General features: G+C 50.4%; 1 protein-coding gene. It reads left to right on the forward strand.

Translation table 11 applies throughout. The features are described from left to right. Positions 1–917: T9SS type B sorting domain-containing protein (locus ACFPIK_RS18135; RefSeq protein WP_377917875.1), on the forward strand; the 917-nt coding region annotated here is incomplete at both ends.

Below are 917 nucleotides of genomic sequence, written 5' to 3' on the forward strand. Positions count from 1 at the left end.
GTGATGGACAACTTCCAAGCTAATGAGATCAACGGTCTGTTGGGTGGAGTTGCAGGCAATGTGCTGACCAACGACCTGATCAACGGTAAGCCGGTGAAACCATCCGAGGTTAAGATTAAAGTGGTCAACAACGGTGGATTGACCGGAGTGACCATCGATGCAAACGGCAACTTGAATGTACCAAAAGGTGCAGCTCCGGGCAGATATGTGGTGACTTACTCGATCTGTGATGTGAATGATCCAACCAACTGCTCCGAAGCGATGGCCATCGTGGAAGTGTTCCATGGTGTAAACTTGAGAGTATTCAAGAGCGCGGTGACCCCGAGCAAGTTTGAAGGGGATCAAATGGAGTTTGTGATCCGCGTGGAAAACAACGGCAATACCGACGCAAGTGCAGTAGTGGTGACAGACAGGCTAGATGCAGGCTTCCGATACCTGTCTTCTACAGTGACCGGAGCCACTGCAGTGACCAGCGTATCGGGTCAGGAAGTGAAGTGGACATTTGCATCCTTGCCGGCAGGCAGGTCAGCAGAGATCACGGTAGTGGTGAAGGCCAATCCGTTGACTGACGGCAGAGAAAAATCGATCGGCAATACAGCCACGGTGACTTCACCTGCCAGAGAGTTGAGTCCGAATGACAACAGTTCCACTACTTCGGTGACGGTGAAGCCGTTCTTCCTGTCCAATGTGATTACGCCAAACGGAGACGGTAAAAACGATGCGTTTGTGATCAACGGTCTGGGCAAGTTTGTGTCCAATGAGCTGATCATCTTCAACCGCTACGGAGACCACGTATTCCAGAAGAAAGGGTATCAAAACGATTGGGCTGGAGAAGGACTGGTATCTGGTACCTACTTCTACATCCTTTCTGTGGTGGATATCAACGGTAATCCGACCGAATTCAAAGGATGGATTCA

Origin of the sequence: Algoriphagus aquatilis (assembly GCF_042657405.1) — a bacterium.
Taxonomy (GTDB): domain Bacteria; phylum Bacteroidota; class Bacteroidia; order Cytophagales; family Cyclobacteriaceae; genus Algoriphagus; species Algoriphagus aquatilis.